The following is a 20,138-nucleotide window of genomic DNA, read 5'->3' on the forward strand; positions in this document are numbered from 1 at the left end:
TGGCTCCTACGAAAGTAGTGGCAGGTCAGGACGTTCGGGCGAAGGCGACGGTGAGGTCGCGCGGGGATCGGCTGTTGCCGACCAGTCCGCTGACAGCGACGATCGCGATCAGGTACGGCAGCATCACCAGCAGCGCGAACGGCACCTCCACACCCAGCGCGGGCAGCGCGAATTGCAGTGCCTGGGCCAGGCCGAAGAACACCGACGCCCAGATCACGCCGAGCGCGCGCCAGCGTCCCGCGATCACCGCGACCACGGCCAGATAGCCGATGCCGCCGGTCATGTTGTCGCTGAACGAATGCACTTCCGACAAGGCCAGTTGCGCACCGCCGAGACCCGCCGCACCGGCGGCCAGCAGCACGCAGCCGTAGCGCACGGCGCGCACCGGCAGGCCCGTTCGGTCGGCGGCGGTGGCGTCTTCGCCGATCGCGTCGATGATCAGGCCGAGTTTCGTGCGGCGGGAGAACACGAACGCCAGGATGGCGACCACTGCGATGCACAGGTAGCCCAGCGCGGTCTGCCCGAACAGGGCCGGGCCGATTACTGGGATGTTGTGCAGCAGTGGCACTTTCAGTGGATCGAATCCTGGAACTGTGTGGCCCTTGCCGTCGGATAGTAGTAGCCGCGCACCGTAGGTGGTGGCACCCAGCGCCAGGGCATTGCTGGCGATGCCGACGACGATCTGGTCGGCGCGCAACCCGACGCTCCAGATCGCTTGCAGCGCACCGAAGATCAGGGCGGCGATCACCGCGGGTGGCCGCACCGAGCACCGGTGAGCCGGTGGTGACGGCACCGAGCACGCCGGCGAAAGCACCGGTGAGCATCATCGCCTCGAGGCTCAGATTGAGCACGCCCGCGCGTTCGCTGACCAGCTCGCCACTGGCGGCGACGAGGATGGGGAGAGTGAAACCGATTCCGCTGGTGGCGATGTCGGTGACCGTGTCCAGGCTCATCGCGGCACTCCTGCGAGATCGGTGGTTTCGGCGGGGGAAACCGGTTGGGCTACAGCAGGTTCAGACTTGCGGGTGCTTCTGGTCCAGATGGCCGCACCGGCGATGAACACGATCATCAGCGACTCCACGACCGCGATGGTCGAGGCAGGTACGTTCGCCGCCAACTGCAGGTTGATTCCGCCGGAGACGAGGAAGCCCAGCAGCAGTGAGACGGCGACGACCGCGGATAATGAGCCGCGTGCGAGCAGGCCGACCACCAGGCCGGAGAAGCCGTAGCCGGAGGAGAATCCTTCGGCGAGCACGAAAGGTGCTGTGGCCACGAGCAATCCACCCGCGATGCCGGAGAACGCACCCGCGCTCGACAGGCTCAGGAACCGCAACCGCTGGACCGGAAGTCCGAGTCGGGCGGCGGCGTCGGGGTTGAGTCCGACCGCGCGGAGGCGGGTGCCCAACGCTGTGTGGCGCACCAGGATCGCGGTGCCGATGGCGGCGATCACGGCGATCCACAACGCGATGGTCGCGGGGGAGCGTTCGATGCCGAGCAGTGGGAGATGTGCTGCCGCAGTGAGCTGTTCGGATTGCGGCAGTGTCTCCGAGGAGGTCACCGGCTGACGCAGCAGTGCTGGCTCGTGCACGACGAGCAGCACCATCGCCAAGCCGACGAAGTTGAGCAGCAAGGTGGTGATGATCTCGCTGGTCCCACGCTTCACCCGCAAGTACGCCGCGATCGCAGCCCACAACCAGCCCGCCGCCGCCGCACCGATCAGCACCGCGGGCAGGGTGATCGCGGCAGGTGCGCCGGTCAGCGTCGTGCCGATCGCGGTGGCGGCGATACCGCCCGCGCAGATCTGGCCTTCGCCACCGACATTGACCAGTCCGGCGCGGTGCGCGATGGTGAAACCCACCGCGACCAGCATCAGCGTGGCCGCGACATTCAGGGATGCGCCGATCGCGTAGTCGCTGCCGAACATCCCCTCCCACAGCGCCGTCATCGTGGCGCCGGGCGCCGCACCCGCCACCGCGGCCAGGAGCAACCCGATCACCCCGGCCGCGAGCATTGCCGCACCAGCCACGGCGACGGGATGTCGCGCCCACTGGCGCAGGCTCTCCGTGCGCTGACCGCTCACGCCGTTTCTCATCGGCATGCTCGGGCGCCCTGCGTGGTCACCCTGCGCTACCGCCTCCGGGTGCTTGCCGCTCATGCCGCGACTCCCATCATCAATTCGCTGATCTGTTGCGCCGCTGCGGGATCGGAGGTCTCCACCGGTCCCGCGAGTGCTCCGCGATACGCGACGAACACCCGGTCGCACAGCGCCAACAACTCGGGTACTTCGCTGGACACCACCAGCACCGCGCACCCGTCGGCAGCCGCGCGACGCAGCTGCGTGAGCACGAAATCGACTGCGCCGATGTCCAATCCGCGCGTCGGCTGCGCAGCGACGAGGCAGCGCAGATCCGCGGTGGACAGTTCGCGGGCCAGCACCACCTTCTGCTGATTGCCGCCCGACAGCGAGCCCATCGGCACCCAGGGTCCGGCCGCGCGCACATCGAAGCGGTCCAGTTCGGCCTGTGCGGCGCGACCCATCGCCTTCTTGTCGAGCAGGCCGAAACGTCGGAAGCGGCCGAGTTGGCCGAGGAACAGGTTCTCGGCCAAGGTCATCTCGGCGACCATCGCGTCGCGGTGACGATCCTCGGGCACTACGCCCAGACCGAGTCCGGTCCTGGTCGCGGGGCTCGCGGTGGTGATGTCGGTGCCGGCGAGCGAGACAGTGCCGCTGCTCACCGGGGTGCCGCCGGCGAGTACCGCTACGAGCTCGCTCTGCCCGTTGCCTTCCACACCGGCGATCCCGACGATCTCGCCGGGCCGCACGACCAACCGTGCGTCGTTGAGCGCGGCGCTACCGTCGGCGCGATGCACGGTGACTCCGTCGACGGTGAGAATCGGTGCGGGGCAGCCAGATTCGCCAGCCGCCACCGGGCGGGTATCGGCCCCAGGCACGGTGCCTTGGTCGACATTCGAGTGTGTGTCGGTGATCGAAGCAGCCTCGCCGACCATCGCCTCCGCGGGATCGAGGCCGATAGTCGCGGCGACGGTCGGGTCGAGGTCAGCGGCGGTGCGCCCCACCATCGCGGTGAGCAGTTGCGCGATGCTGGTGTTCGACATTCGCCCACCACCGGCCACCGTGCCGCGACGCAGAACCGTCGCGGCGTCGGCGACCCGCGCGACTTCGCCGAGCTTATGTGTCACCAGCACAACGGCTTTGCCGTCGGCGGCGATGGCACGGCAGGTGTCGATCAACGCGTCGATCTCGGCCGGATCGAGCACTCCCGTCGGTTCGTCGAGCAGGATCAGCGACGGGTCGCGCAGCAACGCCTTCACGATCTCGACCTTCTGCCGCGCACCGACCGGCATCGTCGCGACCTGGCTGTCCGGGTCGATGCGAAGCCGGTAGCGCTGCGCGATCTCGTCGAGGCGGTCGGTGAGATCCTTGCGTCGCATCCGCAGTCCCTGCTGGGTGAGCAGCAGGTTCTCCGCGACGGTCATGGTGGTGACCAGGCTGAAGTGTTGGTGCACCATCGCCACGCCCGCCGCCATCGCGGCGGCGGGGGAGTCGGGCCGGAAGTCCTTGCCACCCAGCAACATTGCGCCGGTGTCGGGGCGGTAGCCGCCGAACACCAGATTGCACAGTGTGGACTTGCCTGCGCCGTTCTCGCCGAGAATGCAATGGACAGTGCCGGATTCGACGGTGACGTCCACGTCGTGCAACGCCTGCACGTCACCGAAGCGCTTACCGACCCCCTGCAGGGTCAACGCGGAAGTGCTCATGGTGCTCAGTACGGCTTGACCGCGCCGGTGGACAGGGCCGTCGTCGCCTTCGCGAGCGCGTCGGCGACCCCGGAGTCCTTGCTGCACAACACGAAAGCGGTGCCGTGATTGGGCGAGGTGAGCCCGAAGCGCACGTTCTCGGCCTTCCATGAGTTGTCGAGCACGGCGTTCACCGCGAACTCGACTTCGGCGCCGATGTCGGTGTGCACGTAGCCCAGGTAGGCGGGGTTGGTGCAGTCGCCGGGGATCGGACCGCCGACCAACGTGGCGCCGGACTGGGCCGCGGCCTGTTCCATGCCCGCCTTGCCCAGGTTCACGATCTGACCGAGTGCGCCCGCACCGGCGCCGTAGTCGGCCAGCGCCGCCTGCTTCGCCTTGGCGGGATCGTTGAAGTCGCCCAGATACTGCGGTGTGAGCACGTTCGCGTCCGGCTTGGCGAAACGTGCGCCGTTGCCGAAAGCCTTGGCGGCGTTGACGATCGCGGGCAGTTCCACCCCGCCGATGAAGGCCACCGTGCCGGACTTGGAGCCCGCCGCCGACACCGCGCCGCTGAGGAATTCGGCCTCGGCCTGCTGCGGGTCGTAGTAGGCCAGGTTGGCCAGCGGCTTCGCGTCGGCCGGGCCGCCGATCTCCACGAACTTCACGTTCGGGAACTGCGGTGCCACCTTGCGCACGTCGGCGTCGGTCTGGCCGCCGAGGGAGATCACCAGGTCGTTGGTGGAGGCGAAGCGGACCAGCGCCTGCTGGTAGTCGCTGGCCGCGACCTGCTCGACCTTGCTCAGTTCCACCTTGTCACCGAGCTTGTCGGCGATGCGCTGGTAGCCGAGGTACCCCGACTGCATGAAGCCGGTGTCCGACAGCGAGCCCGGGAAGAACACGCCGACCTTCAACTTGCCGCCCGATGCCGTGGTGTCGGCGGAACCGCAGGCAGACAGGAGAGCAGCGGCGGCGAGTGCGGCCGAGCTGAAGGCGATCGCGCGCCGAGTGGACTTGTGCACGGGGTACTCCTTGGTCGAACGAACCGCTCACTTAGCGGTATACCGTTAAGTGTCGGCCTGATGGTCGTTGATGACAGGCGGATTACCGAAACGTAAGAAACGGTCGCGTGCGGTGCGCGGACTACCGTGGTGAGCGTGCACGAGCAGAAGGATGGTGAAGTGGCAGCCGAACCGGCGAAGAAGTCGCTGCGGGATCAGGCCTATGAAGAGCTGCGGGACAGGATCATCGACTTGCGCCTGAGCCCCGGTCAACGCCTGGTGGAACGCGATATCGCCACCGAACTGGCCATCTCGCGAATCCCCCTGCGCGAGGCGCTACAAATGCTCGAACGCGAGGGTCTGGTCGTCATCGTTCCCCGTCAAGGCGCGATCGTGGCCCCCTTCACCGTCGCCGACGTCCGCGACCTGTTCGACGTCCGCGAAAGCCTCGAGGTCCTGGCCGCCCGCCTAGCCGCCGAACGCGCCGAACCCACCGACCTCGCCGCCCTCCGCGAACAACTCACCGCCGCCCGCCAGGCAACCGCCCGCGCCGACCAACCCGCCATCGCCGCCGCCAACGCGCGCTTCCACTCGGTCATCGTAGAAATCTCCGGCAACCCCCTATTGCAGTCGCTACTGCGCCCCCTGGAATCCCGAGTCCGCTGGCTGTTCCACCTCACCAAGGAACGCGACCCCGGCACCCAATGCGACGAACACGAAGCGCTCTACGCCGCAATCGCCGCCAACGACCCCGACTCAGCCGCCGAAATCGCCTACCGCCACGTAGCCTCCGGCCGCGAACCCAGCCTCGCTCTCTCCGCTCAATGGTCGATGCCCGAGATCGACCCGGTCTCGGCTACTCGTACTCGTCAACGCACCCCCCAACGGGATCGGACTGCCTGAATCTGGTTGTACACCACCACTATTCGTCGTCACCTCTGCCGTCTGAAATGGTCGCGTCACGCCTGGGCGAGTTGCGCTCGGCAGGCCTCCCGAACATCACCGCCAGACGCGCGAGTTCGATGGACGCTACCCGCGCCGCAGAATCCTTGGACCGCGGAACAGCGGTACCGCAGTCGGCCAGTCGTGCATGTCAGCAATGATGCTCGGTCCACGATGTCGGTACCAGCCACGGGCGGTTACTGGATGAAACGGAGGGCCACTTGGTATCTCACGGAACGGTGCATGAATGGCACGGCGACGAGGGGTGGGGTGTGATCGACTCGGACTCGACGCCGGGTGGGTGCTGGATCTTCTTCAGTGCGGTGAAAGCGGGAAGGAACCATCTCGCGGTCGGGGAGCGGGTTGACTTCGAGTGGGAGTTGGCTGAGCAGGACGGGTTTCGGTTTCGGGCGCTGGGTGCGTGGCTGTCTGGAAGCGAACCGGTGCAGCGAGGGTCTCGATAGAGCTCTACCTCCCTGCCGAAGGACCTGGCGACAAGATGGCAGTTTACGATTCCGCCGCCGATGAGAGATTTCGGTCTGTCACCGTTGACGATTCAGGGAAGCGCATGGCCGCCGTTGCCAACGGCGACCCCTCGGGGCGTGGGTGGTGGTGGTTCAGAATGCCCGATTCGGGACCTATTGCTCAGGATCTGGCGCGATGGAAGGAGTAGCTCGCGCTGGTTCGTTGGTCACTGTTCGCGGGGAGTCAGCCAGCGGTAGTTCAGCTTTCGTTCTGCGGCGGGGGTGAAAGTGCCGAGGATGCGCAGGCGGGCGAGGCCGCCGTCGGGGTAGATGTCGACGCGTACGTGGGTGGCGGGGCGGCGGGGGGTGTTCGGGAGGCGGAAGCGGTGGGGGGTGTCGGGTTGTAGGGGGGTTTTGGGTAGGAGGTCGAACCAGGCGGGGTCGTCGAGTGGGGGTAGTGGTTCGTCGCCGTGGTGATCGATGCCGACGACGCGGGCTGATCCTGGGGCGTTGAAGAGGAGGTTGGTGGTGTCCAGTTCGATCATTTCTGGGAAGCCTTGGGCGGCGAGACGGATTGTGGCCCAGTCGTTTCCGGTGTCGCGGCGGCGGGCGGTTTCCCAGCCTTCTGCTTGGTTGCGGGCCAGGCCGGGGGCGAGCATGTTGTCGGGGGCGGAGTAGAACATGTCGGAGCAGGCCACTGCGCGGGCGCCGTTGGACAGGGCGGCCAAGTCTACGGTGAGTCCGGTGAGCAGGGCTGGATCCGGCACCACTTCGCCGTGGACGCGCAGGCGGGCGATGCCGCCGTCGGGGTGCATGTGCAGGCGAACGTGGGTGAAGATGCGTTCGTCCGATACCGGGAACTCGTGCTTGGCGTCGCCGCCGATCGCGCTGCGCGGGACGATATCCACCCATTGCGCGGCGCTCAGCTGCTGCACCGATGGGTAGCCCGATGCCCGGCATGCCTGCACCGAAATATGGGGCGGGTAGTTGCCTTTGAACCAGGCCGTGTCGACGACGACGCCGCGGATCACCCCGGACATGCCGAGTCGGATGATGGCCCAGTCGTCGCCTGGACCGCGGTGGCGGCGGGTTTCCCAGCCGTCGTATTCCTGTCCCTTCGGTCCGAAGGTGTGGGCCTGGAAGCGCGGCTCCCAAGGGTTGATGAGGTTTTCGCGCTCTTCGAAGGATTCGTCGCTGGCGGCGATCACGCTCGCGCGATTGCTGCGCAGGGCCAGGTCGGGCAAGCTGGTGAAGTCTGACATGTGTTCTCTCTCAACGGTTGTCGGTAACCAAGTGGCGCTTGTCTGCTAGCCAGCTCTGGGCGATGTCGCGCGCCACCTGCTCCAGCAGCGGGCCGGCCTCGGTCATGCAGATCTGCGGATCGGGTTCGATATCGGTCAGTGCGTAGGCCTGCTCGATATGGGCCCGCCGCAGCTGCTGGTCGGACAGCGCACACTGGCCGGCGACCGCGACCACCGCGGCCCCTGCGGCCGCCGCGGCCCGTGCCACCCCGACCGGTGCCTTGCCGTGCAGGGTTTGCCGGTCCAGGCAGCCTTCGCCGGTGATGACCAGCCGCGCGCCCGCCACCTGTTCGGCGAAACCGAGCTGCTCGAGGACGAGCTCGATGCCGGGTCGAACCTGCGCATCGAGGAAGGCCAGAGCGGCGTAGCCGACACCACCCGCGGCACCGGCGCCGGGCCGGTCCACCACATCCACGTGCAGATCACGCCGCACGATCGACGCGAAATGGGCCAGGCCCCTTTCGAGTTCGTCGACATCGGCGGTCCTGGCGCCCTTCTGCCGTGCGTACACATTCGCCGCACCGCGCACTCCGAGCAGCGGGTTGTCGACATCGGAGGCGACCGTCACCGGCACGCGGATCATGGCACTGGCATCGATGCGGGCCAGCTTGCGCAGCGACCCACCGCCGGGCGGCAGCTGGTGCCCGTGCTCGTCGAGGAAGCGGACGCCCAGCGCGGTGAGCATCCCGGTCCCGCCGTCGGTGCACGCACTGCCGCCGAGTCCGAGCACGACCCGCCTGGCGCCGCGCTCGACAGCGGTCTTGATCAGCTCACCGGTGCCGATACTGCTCGCGGTCATCGCCATGGTGGCGTCGGGCTTGCCCGGGTTCAGGTGCAGGCCGGAGGCTTGCGCGAGCTCGATGACGGCGGTGTGGTCGCGGATCGCGAACGACGCGACGACGCGAGCACGGCCCGGGCCGCGCACCGTGGTCGACAGTCGAGCGAAACCCGACTCCACTACCGCGTCGACGGTCCCGTCTCCGCCGTCGGCCACCGGCATGATCACCACCGGAACATCCGGCCGCAGCTGTCGAAGACCCGCCGCGAGGTGCGCGGCCACCCGCGCGGCGGTCAACGAGCCCTTGAACTTGTCGGGTGCGAGCACGCAATGCCCTGCACGCCACTGCTTTCCGGCCGCGACCGACGTCACTTGCCGCCTCCGACCGGTTCGGGTTCGGAGATCGGCGCGATCGCGGTCGGCGCGTCGGCGGCGGAGTCGGCCATGTCCTCGAACTCGGTGATGTTGTCGATTTCCAGGCCCATCGACACATTCGTCACCCGCTCGAGGATGACCTCGACCACCACTGGCACCCGGAACTCGGCCATCAGCTTCTTCGCGTCTTCCAGAGCGGGTCCGATCCAGGCCGGGTCATTGACGCGGATCGCCTTGCAGCCCAACCCTTCCACCACCTTGACGTGGTCGACACCGTAGCCCTTCAGCTCGGGGCTGTTGATGTTGTCGAAGTCGAGCTGGACGTAGTAGTCCATCGAGAAGTTCCGCTGCGCTTGGCGAATCAAGCCCAGATACGAATTGTTCACCAGGACATGGATATAGGGGATGTTGAACTGCGCGCCCACGGCCAATTCCTCGATCAGGAACTGGAAGTCGTAATCGCCCGACAGCGCGACCACGGTGGCATCGGGGAGCGCGGTCGCCACACCCAGTGCCGCGGGCACCGTCCAGCCCAGCGGTCCGGCTTGGCCTGCGTTGATCCAGTGCCGTGGCCGATACACGTGCAGCAGTTGCGATGCCTGGATTTGGGACAGACCGATGGTGCTGACGTAGCGGATGTCGGGTCCGAATGCCCGGTTCATCTCCTCGTAGACCCGCTGCGGTTTGATCGGCACCGTGTCGAAGTGGGTCTTGCGCTGCCCGAGCCTCTTTCGGGCGCGCACCTGGCCGGCCCACTCGCTGCGGTCGGTGAGTTCGCCTGCCGCCGCGAGTTCCCGGGCGACCTCGACGAACATCGCGAGTGCGGCCCCCGCGTCCGAGGTGATGCCGAAGTCGGGCGCGAACACCCGGCCGATCTGCGTCGGCTCGATGTCGACGTGCACGAAAGTGCGTCCCTGCGTGTAGGTTTCGACACCGCCGGTGTGCCGGTTGGCCCACCGGTTGCCGATGCCGAGCACGAAATCGGATTCCAGCAGGGTGGCATTGCCGTAGCGGTGCGAGGTCTGCAGGCCGACCATGCCCGCGTGCAGTGCGTGATCGTCGGCGATCGTGCCCCACCCCATCAGGGTCGGCACCACGGGAACGCCGGTCAGTTCGGCGAATTCGACGAGCAGTTCGGCGGCGTCGGCGTTGACGATGCCGCCGCCGGCGACGATCAGCGGACGTCGCGCCGCGTTGAGCATGCGGATCGCCTTCTCGGCTTGCGCCCGCGTCGCGGCGGGGCGGTGCACCTCGAGCGGGGTGTATGTGTCGATGTCGAACTCGATTTCGGCGAGTTGCACATCGATCGGCAGGTCGATCAGCACCGGGCCGGGACGACCTTCCCGCATCACCCGGAATGCCTTCTGGAAGGTGCCGGGCACCTGCGCCGGTTCCAGGACGGTGACGGCCCACTTGCTGACCGGTGCCGCGATCGAGGCGATGTCGACGGCCTGGAAGTCTTCCTTGTGCAGCTTGGCCACCGGCGCCTGACCGGTGATGCACAGAATCGGAATGGAATCCGCACTGGCCGAGTACAACCCGGTGATCATGTCGGTGCCGGCGGGACCCGAGGTGCCGATGCAGATGCCGATATTGCCCGCGGTGGCGCGGGTGTATCCCTCAGCCATATGCGATGCGGCTTCCACGTGGCGGGCGAGCACGTGCTTGATCCCGCCGTGGGCTTTCATCGCGCTGTAGAAGGGGTTGATCGCGGCTCCTGGCAGGCCGAAAGCCTGTGTGGCCCTTTCTTTTTCCAGGATCAGGACGGCGGCGTCCACGGTGCGCATGCGTGCCATGATCAGCCCTGCCCGTCTGTCTCGGTGCGCCCGGACAGCGTGTCCGCGACGAGTAGTAGCGCCGAATGGTCCAGTGACCCGTAGCCCATGGCTCGTGCCGCGGCGATCAGCTGGGCGGTCAGCGCGCCCATCGGGATCGCCACCTCGGCCTGGCGGGCGGCCTGCACGATGATGCCCATGTCCTTGTGGTGCAGGTCGATCCGGAATCCCGGCACGAAGCTGCGTGCCAGCATCGACTCGCGCTTGAGTTCGAGGATCTTGCTGCCCGCCAGACCGCCCGCGAGCACATCGAGACCCTTGGCCGCGTCCGCGCCTAGGCTTTCCATCAGCACAATCGCTTCGGCGACAAGGGCATACGTGCCACCGACCACCAGCTGATTGGCCGCTTTGACGCACTGGCCCGCACCGTTGCCACCGACCAGTGCGACGGTCTTGCCGACCGCGCCGAAGATGGGCCGCGCGGACTCGAAATCGGCTTCCGCACCGCCGACCATGATCGACAGTGCCGCGTTGACCGCGCCGGTTTCCCCGCCACTGACCGGGGCGTCGAGGACCCGAAGGCCCTTCTTCGCGCCCTGTTCCGCGGTCCAGCGTGCGGTCTGCGGGGTGATGGTGGAGAAATCGATGTACAGCGTCCCCGGGTTCGCGTGTTCGAGGACGTCACCGAAAACCTGCTCGACGTGTTCGTCCTGGGGCAGCATCGTGATGACGATGTCCTTGTCGCGCACCGCTTCCGCCGCGCTGCTCGCGGCCGCGCCGCCTGCCGCTTTCAGCTTGGCCGGGCCTGTGGTGCCGATGTCGTAACCGGTGACATCGTGTCCGGCCGCGACAAGGTGGGCCGCCATCGGGCTGCCCATGATCCCGAGGCCGATAAATCCGATCGTGGTCATGTGATCCAGTTCCAATCCAGTTCGGGGTCTTTGTATTCCAGGCCGATCCAGCCGTCGTAGCCGCTGGCGGCGAGGGTGTCGAAGAGTGCGGGAAAGTCGAGTTGGCCGGTGCCCGGCCTGCCGCGGCCGGGGTCGTCGGCGATCTGGACGTGGCCGATGTGCGGCGCGTAGGTCCGGATCACCTCGATGAGGTTTTCGCCCATCCTGGACAGGTGGTAGAGGTCGCACAGGAACCGCACATTGGGCTCGCCGGTCTGCTCGATGACCCGCACGGCGTGCGCGGCGCTGACGATCGGGTAGTGCGGCGACTCGTAGAAATTGAGCGCCTCCAGCAGCACGGTGGCGCCGATGCGGTGTGCGGCCCGCGCGGCGATGCGCAGGTTCTCGAGCGCGAGTTCGTCCTGCTTCTCCGGGGATTCGCCGGCAATCCTGTTGCCGTAGAGGGCATTCAGCGCGCGGCAGCCGGTGCGGTCGGCGATCCCGACGGCCACGTCGATGTTGTCCCTGAACCTGGTGACTTCGCTGGGAACCGAGACAAGGCCGCGGCCGACCGGAATCAGATCGATGAAGTTCAGGCCGACCAACTCGACGCCGGCATCATCGATCGCACGGACGAATTCGTCGATCTCCTTGTCGCCGGGTGCGGGATTGTCCCCGAACGGCCACCAGAATTCGACAGCGTCGAATCCGGCGCGTTTCGCCGCGGCCGGGCGCTCGAGCAACGGCAGGTCGGTGAACAGGATCGAACAGTTGACATCGAATTTCGGGCGATTAGATCCGTAGGTGTTCATTCGGCTCCTTGGCGGTATTTCTGCCAGCTGCCGACCGCGGTGATGTCGATCAGCTCCGGGTACGAGGTGGGGGGCCGGCGCAGCACCATGGACAGCACCGATCGGCCGTCGTCCAGTTCGATGGCGCCGAGTTCCAGTTCGGGCGGCTCGGCGGGCAGCAGCGAACTGCGCAGCACGTCCAGGGACACATCGAACAGTTCTCCCGCGATCGATCCGCCGCCGTCACCGGCGGGATCGAGGCCGGGGAACCGGTCTCCGACGGAGAAGAATCGGTAGCGTGGCGCGGTTCGCACTTCGCCGGCGAACGGCGCACCGCCGAGCAGGTGATTCAGCGGCCCGCCACGCATCGCGGAACCATTCAGAAATATCAACGGCATGATCGGTGTCCTTTGTTCGATACTTCGTGACCTTCACCGGACCGGGAGCAAGTCCCGGTGGATCGGGCCGTTACTGATGGCCAGCGGTCGGGTCGAGCCGCCGCGGCGCACCGCGACGATCTCGGCGGCCACGGCCACCGCGGTCTCCTCCGCCGTGCGACCCCCCAGATCCAGGCCGATCGGCGAATGTAGTTGGGCCAGTTCTTCTTCCGAGACGCCCGCCGCGCGCAGTCGCGCATTGCGTTCCTCATGGGTGCGACGCGAACCCATCGCCCCCACGTAGGCCACGGGCAGCCGCAGCGCCACTTCCAGTAGCGGGATGTCGAACTTGGCGTCGTGGGTCAGCACACACAGCACGGTGCGCGAATCCACCTGTGTGCCGGCGAGATAGCGGTCGGGCCAGTCGACGACGACCTCATCGGCGTCGGGGAATCGGGCGCGGGTGGCGAACACCGGCCTGGCATCGCAGACCGTGACGTGGTAGCCGAGGAAGTGTCCGATGCGAGCGACCGCGGCGGCGAAATCTATGGCGCCGAACACGATCATGCGCGGGGCGGGCACGTGGGACTCGACGAAGACCACGCGTTCACCGGCACCACAGCCCATCACCAGCCGGCCCGTCGATCCGGTGTCGAGCATCGCCCGCGCTTCCGCGACGATCACCTCGTCGAACGCCGCACCCAGCGTCCACCAGGTACCCAGCGCCATCGCCTGCCCGGTGCTCAGGTCCCGTACCAGCGCGACAGCCTCGGTGGATTGCAGTACTGCCGCAATGGTTCCGTGGTGCTCGGGGGTGATCGGCGCGATGAACACTTCGAGCTCACCGCCGCAGGTCAGACCTACGGCAAAGGCGTCTTCGTCGCTGTACCCGAAGGTTTCGCGGATCGCTACACCGGTGCGCAGTACCTCGCGACAGAGCTCGTACACCGCGCCTTCGACACAGCCACCGGAGATACTGCCGATGACAGTGCCTTCGGCGTCGACGGCAAGGGTGGCGCCGGGCGGCCGAGGTGCGCTGCCGGTGACACCGATGACGGTGGCCACGGCATAGGACTTGCCCGCCGTATGCCAGCGCAAAAGTTCTGTCGCGAGGTCGCGCATCGTCCTATCCGCCCAACATCAGTTCGATGGCCGAGATGCCGAAATAGCCCACGAACACCAGCGCGACAACCCAGACCAGCCAATGGATTTCACTGAACTTGCCGCGCGCGGACTTGATCACCACGAAGGCGATGAGCCCGGCACCGACACCATTGGTGATCGAGTACGTGAACGGCATCAGCACGATCGTCACGAAGGCGGGCACCGCCACCTCCAGATCGGCCCAGTCGATCTTGCGGGCCTGTGTCATCATCAGCGCGCCGACCAACACCAGCGCCGGCGCGGCGGCCTGGATCGGCACCACCGCGGCAAGCGGAGTGAAAAACACTGCGAGACAGAACAACCCACCAGTCACGATGCTGGTCAATCCGGTACGAGCGCCCTCACCGACACCCGTCGCGGATTCGACATAGACCGTGTTTCCCGCGCCGCCGCTGACCCCGCCGACGATCTGCGCGAGCCCGTCGACGGTGAGCACCTTGCCGATACCGGGCATGGTGCCCTGCTCGTCGACCAGCTCCGCCTCGTCACAGACCCCGAAAACCGTGCCCATGGCGTCGAAGAAGCCGGTCAGCACCAGGGTGAACAGCACCACGCCCGCGACCAGGCCGCCGGCCTGGGCGAAGCCGCCGAGCAGGTCGATGCTGAACATCAGGTCGAAATCGGGCGCGGAGAACAAGCCGTCCGGTGCCTGCGGAACGACAGGGCCCCAGGTGGCGGGGTCGATCGTGGCAAGGGAGTTGACCGTGATGGCCAGGACCGTGGCGATGATGATGCTGATCAGGATCGCGCCGGGCACCTTGCGGATGAACAGGGCCATCATCACCAGCAACCCGACCACGAAGATCACCACCGGCCAGCCCGACAGGTGACCGTTGGCGCCCAGCCCGACCGGCGGACCGGTCGGCGAGCCGTGGCCGACCACCCCGGCCGCGACCAGGCCGATCATCGCGATGAACATGCCGATCCCCACGCCGATGGCGTTCTTGAGACCGATCGGAATGGCGTTGATGATCATCGTGCGCAGACCGGTCGCGGCGAGCACCACGATGATCGCGCCCATCAGCACGATCAGGCCCATGGTCTGTGGCCAGGTCATATGCGGCGCGGCCTGGAAGGCGACCACCGGCACCACGCCCAGGCCCGCGGCCAGCGCCAGCGGCACATTGCCGACTACGCCCATCAGGATGGTGCTCAGTCCCGCGGAGAACGCGGTGGCCGTGGTCAGTGCCGCGATGCTCAGCTTGTCGCCGTTGACATCGGTGACACCGCCCAGAATGAGCGGGACCAGCACGATGACGTAGGCCATCGCGATGAAAGTGGTGATGCCGCCGCGGATTTCGCGGGAAGCCGTGGTCTTGCGTTCGCTGAGCCGGAAGAACCGGTCCAGTGCGGACCTGCGGGCAACCGGTTCCGGTGCGCTGGGTTTGGTTTGAATTTGGGTCATGGCGAGCCCTCCTCGGGGCGTAGCCGACCAACGGTCCTGTCGGACCGCTCGGTTCGGGTACTGCTGTTGCGGGGTCTGTCCTGCCGGGCAGGTTGCCCCTGTTGATCAACTGCTCCGGATGATGTCTTCCGGTCGCACCGGCACACGGTTGATGTGCACGTTTCCGCCCTGCGATCGGCACGCGTCACGAATGGCCGCTGCGATCGCCGGGGTCGAAGAGAGGGTGGGCGGCTCTCCCGCGCCGCGCAGCCCGTAGGGGGCGTGCGGATCGGCGTTCTCGAGAATCTCGAGCTTCTGTGGAGGCGTATCGAGGATGGTGGGGATCAGATAGTCCGTGAAGGACGGGTTGAGCACTTTTCCGTTCCTGACCTGAATTTCCTCCATCACTGCCAGGCCGAGGCCCTGCGCTGAGCCGCCGTGGATCTGGCCCTCCAGCGACAGGCGGTTCATGATCTTGCCGACGTCCTGGACCGCGTCCAGGGCGACGACCTTGACCAGGCCCAGTTCGGTATCGACGTCGACCACGGCGCGGTGCACACACAGCGCCAGTTGGGTGTGGCTGGTGCCCTGGCCGGTCACCGGGTCCATCCCGGTGGTCGGGCGGTGGTGGTATTCGCGGGTTTCTTCGATGACCCCCTCATCGAGGACGTCGACGATCGCCGCGAGCACTTCCCCCGTTGTCGACACGACCTTGCCGCCGATCAGGTGCGCGGCGTGGGCGTGACCCTGGGTGACGGCGAGTTCGAGCAGGCGCGTTCGCACCGCCTCGCAGGCCGTCTTCACCGCGCCGCCGGTCATGTAGGTCTGCCGGGAGGCCGAGGAGGAGCCCGCGTCGCCGACACCGAGGTCGGCGGGGTGGATGACCACCGCGTCGATGCCGAGTTCGGTGCGGGCGATCTGTGCCTCGACAGTGATCAGGCCTTGACCGACCTCTGCCGCGGCGGTGTGTACGAGCGCGACCGGTTCGCCACCGATGACCTCCAAACGCACACGGGCAGTGGAGAAGTCGTCGAAGCCCTCGGAGAAGCAGATGTTCTTGATGCCGACGCCGTAGCCGATGCCGCGCACCACGCCCTCACCGTGGGTGGTCTGCGAAGCGCCACCGGGCAGGTTCCTGATGTCGGAGGCGTCCAAGGCCGGCGGCAGCGGGATCGCGCGCACCTGATCGAGCATTTCCAGAAGCGGTGTCGGCGCGTGCAGCACCTGTCCGGTGGCCAGGGTCGAACCCTGTGAGACGGCGTTGATCTGGCGCACCCGCACCGGATCAAGTCCCAGCGCCTGCGCGACCTTGTCCATCATGGATTCGTGCGCGAAACACGCTTGGACAGCGCCGAATCCACGCATCGCCCCGCACGGCGGGTTGTTGGTGTAGACACCGTAGGCGTCGATCTCGATATGCGGAATCTCGTACGGTCCCACCGCGAGCGATGCCGCGTTGCCGGTGACGTTCAGTGTCGCCGAGGTGTAGGCGCCACCGTCGAGAACGATGAGAACCTTTGCGTAGGTGAGCTTTCCGGCGGCGTCGGCGCCGTATTCGTAGAGCATCTTCGCCGGGTGGCGGTGCACGTGCCCGAAGAACGATTCCTCGCGGTTGTACACCATCTTGATCGGCTTGCCGGTGCGTAGGGCCAGCATGCCGGCGTGGATCTGCATGGACAGGTCCTCGCGGCCGCCGAAGGCGCCACCGACACCGGCCATGGTCATGCGGATCTGGTCGTCGGCCAGGCCGAGGCACGGGCCGATCTGGGAGGCGTCGTTGTGCATCCACTGGGTGGCGACGTAGAACTCGAGGCCGCCGTCTTCGGCGGGAACGACCATGCCGGATTCGGGACCCAGGAACGCCTGGTCCTGGATGCCGACTTCGAACTCCTCGGTTACCACCACCGTGGCCATGGCGCGGCCCCGCGTGATGTCGCCGACGCGCACCGGCTGGTGGCGGGCGATTCCGCCGCGTTCCTGCACCGCCAGACGTTTCGGCGCCGAGATCACCGCCATCGGGTCGGTGATGGGTTCCAGTATCTCCCAATCGATCTCGATGGCCATGATGGCGCGGCGGGCGGTCTCGGGATGGTCGGCGGCGACCAGGGCGATGGGTTCGCCTTGGTGGCGCACCTCGCCGATGGCCAGGACCGGCTGGTCCCAGGTGTGGTCGAGCCCGTACATTTTGCGACCGGGCACGTCCTGCTCGGTGAGCACCGCGTGCACACCGGCGATGGCCAGCGCGGGTGCGATATCGATGCTGCGGATGATGGCGCGCGGGTGCGGGCTGCGCAGGGTCGCGCCCCACAGCATGCCGTCCATCCACAGGTCGGAGGAGTAGGCGAATTCGCCTTTCACCTTGAGGGTGCCGTCGGGACGCAGCGGGCTCTCGCCGATGCCGCCCTTGCCCGGCGCGGCGATCTCGCGGGGGAATCGGGTGGTGGGTGCCGCAGTCATCGAAAGTCCTCTCGCATCAAACGTTTCCGCGCCGCCGCGCCCGCCCTGCCGACCGCATCGTGCGAGACGGTGCGCAGTTCGTCGTTCTCCACCACGGTCCTTCCACCCACGAGCAGCCGGGCCAGTGGCGGCGTCGGGCCGAAGACCAGGGCGCACACGGGATCCTCGACCGCGGCGCGGAACCCGTCGACGCGCCACATCGCGATGTCGGCGAGCTTGCCGGGCTCGAGGCTGCCGAGCTCGTGGTGGCGGCCGAGATTGCGTGCGCCGCCCAATGTTCCGACCTCGAGGGCTTGGCGGGCGGTGAACGCCGTCGGACCCTTCACCGCACGCTGGAACAGCATGGCCTGGCGCATCTCGCCGGCCAGCGACGTCAGCTCACTCGACGCCGCACCGTCCACACCCAGACCCACGGGAGCCCCCGCGGCGAGCAGATCGGTGACCCGCGCGATACCCGCACCGAGTCTGGCGTTGGAACTCGGGCAATGCGCTGTGCCACTGCCGGTTTCGGCGAACCGGCGAATGTCGGCGTCGTGCAGGTGCACCGCGTGCGCGAACCAGACGTCCTCGCCGAGCCAGCCGAGCTTGTCCATGTATTCGACAGGGCTGCAACCCATCTGCTCGACACAGTGCTGGTGTTCGTCGAGGGTTTCAGCGAGATGGGTATGTAGGCGAACACCTTTGGCTCGCGCCAAAGTGGCGGCATCGAGCATCAGACCCTCGCTGACCGAGAACGGTGAGCAGGGCGCGACGGCGACCCGCAGCATCGAATCGAAGGACGGATCGTGATAGGTGTCGATGACTTCGGTGGTGTGGGCCAGGATTTCGTCGCGGTCCTCGACCACCTCGTCCGGTGGCAGGCCACCGTCGGCCTGCCCGCGGTCCATCGAGCCGCGGCACGGGTGGAAGCGCAGACCGATCTCCCGCGCGGCGCGCACCTGCGCCTCGAACAGGTCGCCGCGGCCCTTGGGGAAGATGTAGTGGTGGTCGCTGCTGGTCGTGCAGCCGGTCAGCGCCAGCCAACCCAAACCCGCCGACGCGGCGCCGTAGACGACCTCGGCGTCCATCCGCGCCCACGTCCGGTACAGCCCCGTCAGCCATTCGAACAGCGTCGAGTCCTGGAACAAGCCCTGGGTGGCCCACTGGTAGAGGTGGTGGTGGGTGTTGACCAGGCCGGGGGTGACCAGGCAGCCGGTGCCGTCGATGCGCTGGGCACCCGGTGTCACGGGCGCGGGTCCCGGGCCCAGCGACTCGATCCGGCCGTTGTCGACCACGAGATGGCCCGAGGCGATCTCCGGTCCGACGACCGGGGCGATGTAGGCGTTGTCGATCACGACCCTGGTCATCGCGCCGCCTTTCGTTGGGCCGCCAGGCGTACCGCGTCGAGGATCTTCTCGTAACCGGTGCAGCGGCACAGGTTTCCGGCCAGCGCCTCGCGGATCTCCACGTCGGACGGGTCGGGGTTGTGCTCGATCAGGTCGTGGGCTTGCACGATGAGACCCGGTGTGCAGAAACCACATTGGACCGCGCCGGCTTCGACGAACGCCTGCTGCATCGGGTCGAGTTGGTCGCCGTTGGCCAGGCCCTCCACGGTCCGCACCGAACAACCTTCGGCTTGGCCCGCGGCCACGAGACAGGAACAGACCGGTGTGCCGTTCAAATAGACTGTGCAGGAACCGCATTCGCCCTGCTCGCACGCGTTCTTCGAGCCGGGAAGGCCCATTCGCTCGCGCAGCATGTAGAGCAGGCTCTCGCCCTCCCACACGTCGTCGACGGTTTCCGTCGAACCGTTCACATCGAAGGTCACGCGCATCAGGCTGCCCTGCTCTCCGCTAGATGGTCGTTCCATGCCCAGGTCACAGTGCGGCGCGCGAGCACCGACAGTGCGTGTGTGCGGTAGTCGGCGGTGCCACGCACGTCGTCGATCGGTTTCGCGGCGGCAGCGGCGAGGGTGCCGAATTCGCGCAGCACGGGCTCGGTGAGCGGGGCCGGGTTGTCCCAGTTCAGCTGTGCGGCAAGGAATTCCTCGGCCAGCGTCGCACGCAGCGGGGTCGGGCCGGCTGAGCCGATACCAGTCCGTGCCGAGCGGGTTTGCGGGTACAACGCGATGGCGAACGAGCACACCGCGATCACCATGGCGTTGCGGGTGCCGACCTTGGCGAAGTACTGCGGCCCCTGCGCGGGTGTCAGCCACACCGCGCGGATCAGCTCGTCGGGCTCGAGAGCGTTCTTCTTCACCCACACGTAGAAGTCGTCGATCGCGATCATCCGGGTGCCGCGCGCGGCGGATTCCACTTCGACCACCGCCTCACCGGCGAGCAGCGCGGGGTGGGCGTCACCGGCAGGCGACGCGCCGCCGAGGTTGCCGCCGACGGTGCCCCGGTTGCGGATCTGCGGCGAACCGACCGTGCGGGAAGCCTGCGCCAAGCCCGGCAGCCGGTCGCCGAGTCTGTTGATGATCCGCACGTAGGGCACGCCGGCGCCGATCCGGAGCTTGCCGTCGAGCTCCTGGTAGTCGAACAGCTCACGGCACTGGTTGAGGTCGAGCAACGCGGCGGGGCGGCCCCGGTCGAAGTTGAGCTCGACCATGATGTCGGTGCCGCCCTGGATCGGGGTGGCGTCGGGGCGCTGCGCCTTCAGTTCCAGCGCTTGCGCCCAGCTGGTCGGTCGGAGAAAGTCCATC

At 67.3% G+C, this 20,138-nt stretch carries 16 protein-coding genes and 1 pseudogene; 1 reads left to right on the forward strand and 16 read right to left on the reverse strand.

Going from position 1 to position 20,138, the window contains the following annotated elements:
• Positions 1–25 precede the first annotated feature (25 nt).
• The 4 genes and pseudogenes from ACFWU5_RS09835 to ACFWU5_RS09850 form a co-directional block, all read right to left on the reverse strand.
• Positions 26–953, reverse strand: a pseudogene (locus ACFWU5_RS09835) (ABC transporter permease).
• Complete coding sequence (locus ACFWU5_RS09840) at positions 950–2,011, reverse strand: ABC transporter permease (RefSeq protein WP_379266916.1); 1,062 nt, start codon at positions 2,009–2,011, stop codon at positions 950–952. Before ACFWU5_RS09840 ends, ACFWU5_RS09835 begins: the two are co-directional and overlap by 4 nt.
• Positions 2,012–2,151: 140 nt before the next feature.
• Positions 2,152–3,780, reverse strand: a complete 1,629-nt coding sequence (locus tag ACFWU5_RS09845) for an ABC transporter ATP-binding protein (RefSeq protein WP_379266806.1) — start codon at positions 3,778–3,780, stop codon at positions 2,152–2,154.
• Positions 3,781–3,785: 5 nt separating this feature from the next.
• On the reverse strand, positions 3,786–4,778 hold the full coding sequence (locus tag ACFWU5_RS09850) for a BMP family protein (protein ID WP_379266807.1): 993 nt from the start codon (positions 4,776–4,778) through the stop codon (positions 3,786–3,788).
• A 135-nt stretch (positions 4,779–4,913) separates the two neighbouring features.
• Here ACFWU5_RS09850 and ACFWU5_RS09855 point away from each other — a divergent pair, with 135 nt between their 5' ends.
• A complete protein-coding gene (locus tag ACFWU5_RS09855; protein ID WP_379266808.1) occupies positions 4,914–5,660 on the forward strand; it encodes a GntR family transcriptional regulator in 747 nt (248 codons plus the stop codon).
• 730 nt (positions 5,661–6,390) lie between these two features.
• Here the strand turns inward: ACFWU5_RS09855 and alc are convergent.
• From alc to ACFWU5_RS09915, 12 genes are all read right to left on the reverse strand, one after another.
• Complete coding sequence (alc, locus tag ACFWU5_RS09860) at positions 6,391–7,425, reverse strand: allantoicase (RefSeq protein ID WP_379266809.1); 1,035 nt, start codon at positions 7,423–7,425, stop codon at positions 6,391–6,393.
• 10 nt (positions 7,426–7,435) lie between these two features.
• Positions 7,436–8,614 carry a glycerate kinase gene (locus tag ACFWU5_RS09865; protein WP_379266810.1) on the reverse strand — a complete coding sequence of 393 codons (1,179 nt, stop codon included), beginning with the start codon at positions 8,612–8,614 and terminating at the stop codon, positions 7,436–7,438.
• The gene (gcl, locus tag ACFWU5_RS09870; RefSeq protein WP_379266811.1) at positions 8,611–10,413 is read right to left on the reverse strand and encodes a glyoxylate carboligase; all 1,803 of its coding nucleotides are present in this window, start codon (positions 10,411–10,413) and stop codon (positions 8,611–8,613) included. The genes ACFWU5_RS09865 and gcl overlap by 4 nt, the downstream gene beginning before the upstream one ends.
• Before the next feature lie 2 nt (positions 10,414–10,415).
• A complete protein-coding gene (locus tag ACFWU5_RS09875) occupies positions 10,416–11,303 on the reverse strand; it encodes an NAD(P)-dependent oxidoreductase (protein WP_379266812.1) in 888 nt (295 codons plus the stop codon).
• Positions 11,300–12,094 (reverse strand): hydroxypyruvate isomerase family protein, encoded by a 795-nt coding sequence (locus tag ACFWU5_RS09880; protein ID WP_379266813.1) that lies wholly within the window; start codon positions 12,092–12,094, stop codon positions 11,300–11,302. The genes ACFWU5_RS09875 and ACFWU5_RS09880 overlap by 4 nt, the downstream gene beginning before the upstream one ends.
• Positions 12,091–12,471, reverse strand: a complete 381-nt coding sequence (locus tag ACFWU5_RS09885; RefSeq protein WP_379241675.1) for a gamma-glutamylcyclotransferase — start codon at positions 12,469–12,471, stop codon at positions 12,091–12,093. The genes ACFWU5_RS09880 and ACFWU5_RS09885 overlap by 4 nt, the downstream gene beginning before the upstream one ends.
• A gap of 33 nt (positions 12,472–12,504) precedes the next feature.
• Positions 12,505–13,572 (reverse strand): XdhC family protein, encoded by a 1,068-nt coding sequence (locus tag ACFWU5_RS09890; RefSeq protein WP_379241676.1) that lies wholly within the window; start codon positions 13,570–13,572, stop codon positions 12,505–12,507.
• A 4-nt stretch (positions 13,573–13,576) separates the two neighbouring features.
• Positions 13,577–15,019 carry an NCS2 family permease gene (locus tag ACFWU5_RS09895; RefSeq protein ID WP_379241677.1) on the reverse strand — a complete coding sequence of 481 codons (1,443 nt, stop codon included), beginning with the start codon at positions 15,017–15,019 and terminating at the stop codon, positions 13,577–13,579.
• 105 nt (positions 15,020–15,124) lie between these two features.
• A complete protein-coding gene (locus tag ACFWU5_RS09900; RefSeq protein ID WP_379266814.1) occupies positions 15,125–17,455 on the reverse strand; it encodes a xanthine dehydrogenase family protein molybdopterin-binding subunit in 2,331 nt (776 codons plus the stop codon).
• Positions 17,452–18,801 carry an 8-oxoguanine deaminase gene (locus ACFWU5_RS09905; RefSeq protein WP_379266816.1) on the reverse strand — a complete coding sequence of 450 codons (1,350 nt, stop codon included), beginning with the start codon at positions 18,799–18,801 and terminating at the stop codon, positions 17,452–17,454. The genes ACFWU5_RS09900 and ACFWU5_RS09905 overlap by 4 nt, the downstream gene beginning before the upstream one ends.
• A complete protein-coding gene (locus ACFWU5_RS09910; RefSeq protein ID WP_379241981.1) occupies positions 18,798–19,268 on the reverse strand; it encodes a (2Fe-2S)-binding protein in 471 nt (156 codons plus the stop codon). Before ACFWU5_RS09910 ends, ACFWU5_RS09905 begins: the two co-directional genes overlap by 4 nt.
• Entirely contained in the window at positions 19,268–20,137 is an 870-nt protein-coding gene (locus ACFWU5_RS09915; protein WP_379266817.1) for an FAD binding domain-containing protein, read from the reverse strand. Before ACFWU5_RS09915 ends, ACFWU5_RS09910 begins: the two co-directional genes overlap by 1 nt.
• Between the last annotated feature and the right edge of the window lies 1 nt (position 20,138).

This window comes from Nocardia sp. NPDC058640, from assembly GCF_042716995.1.
Lineage (GTDB): Bacteria > Actinomycetota > Actinomycetes > Mycobacteriales > Mycobacteriaceae > Nocardia.